At 37.1% G+C, this 1,599-nt stretch carries 1 protein-coding gene; it reads left to right on the plus strand.

The window, feature by feature from the left end; genetic code table 11:
• A partial coding sequence (locus M3Z80_RS09640) for a type VI secretion system Vgr family protein (RefSeq protein WP_293919398.1) occupies positions 1 to 1,599 on the plus strand: 1,599 nt, incomplete at both ends.

Consider the following 1,599-nt stretch of genomic DNA (forward strand, 5'->3'; position numbering starts at 1 on the left):
TAATTCATCTTATCAACTCAATCCGCCTAAAAAAGAGGTTCGTTACTACGCTAAATATGGTGGAATAAAAGATGATTTATATGGGAATTCTCATATAATCTCAGTGAAAATACAAATTGAAGGGGTTAATTTTTTTACCCATACCAATGTTAAACTAGAAATCAAACAAAAAATTAATGCCCGCCATGAGTTTACCTTGATTTGCGACCCGGGTGAATTCGGGGAAAGTAATACAACTTTTTTATTACAAAATTCCAAAGAACATTTAGGGAAAAGAATCACTTTCCAATTTCAACAATATGGAAAGAGTGCATCTATTTTTACCGGAATTATTACCGGAATTTCGACTTCGATGAAAGGAGGAATCCGACAAATAACACTTCGCGGATCATCCCCGTCCATTCTAATGGAAAACGGACTCCATTGTAGAAGCTTCGAAAATAAAACATTTGAAAAAATTATAAAGGAAATAATTAAAGACTATCCCCCTAATTTAATAAACTTTCATATAAACCCTAATCATAAAGAAAAGCTAAACTATATAGTACAATATAACAGTACCGATTTTCAGTTTATACAAAAATTAGCGACCCGTTTTGGAGAATATTTTTATTATAATGGGGATCAATTTTGTTTTTCAGCCTGGGGAGGCAAAATAATAGAATTGATGGAAGGAGAAGATGTGTATGATTATGAACTTAAATTGGAAGTACAACCGCAAGCCTTCAGTTATACATCTTACGATGCCAAGCAAGGCTCGGATTATACACTGGAATCGAAAAGCCAGAGCGTACATCCATCCCAAAACCCTTTTCAGCAATACGCAAAAGAAATTTCTGAGAAATTATATACAGTACCCTCTCAGGCCCATTACGATCAAAGTTTATTAGCTAACGGCTCTATGGATATGCAACGCTCACTAGAGAGAGACCAACAAAAGAGGCAGAATTTGGTATATATAGAGGCAACGAGTAACAATCCCCAACTACGGGTAGGAGATGTAGCGAAGATGATGGTGTGGATACCGGGTCATGAAATATTCAAGAATGGTCAAATTCCAATGGAATCGTACAAAATAACCGAGATAGTACACACTTTTGAGGATGGATTAGGCTATATAAATAAATTTAAAGGAGTTCCAAAAGATCTACCGGTTCCCCCTTATTATGATGAGAGGGAATTTCCGCAAGCGCAAATACAACATGCAATTGTAACCGATAATCAAGATCCACTAAAAATGGGAAGAATTCGTGTACAATTTGTATGGCAACGTTCCTCAAATAGCCAAACTCCGTGGATACAAGTTATACAGCCGCATGCGGGAGGAGAAAAAGGAGCATATTTCAATCCGGAAGTAGGAGAAACCGTATTATGCGCCTTTCAGGCAGGGAATGCGGAAGCCCCCATTGTACTAGGAACATCTTATAATGGAGGAGAGATATCAGAATATTACAGCGAAGGCAATGATATAAAAGTATTGCAGACCCGAAGCGGGACCAAGTTCGTATTTAACGATGCAGAAGGAAGTATTTTAATAGAAGACCCCAGTGGCAATACAATGTTTATGGATGGTAAGGGAAACATAAAAGTGAATGCTCC

Source organism: Apibacter sp., from assembly GCF_025291155.1.
Lineage (GTDB): Bacteria > Bacteroidota > Bacteroidia > Flavobacteriales > Weeksellaceae > Apibacter.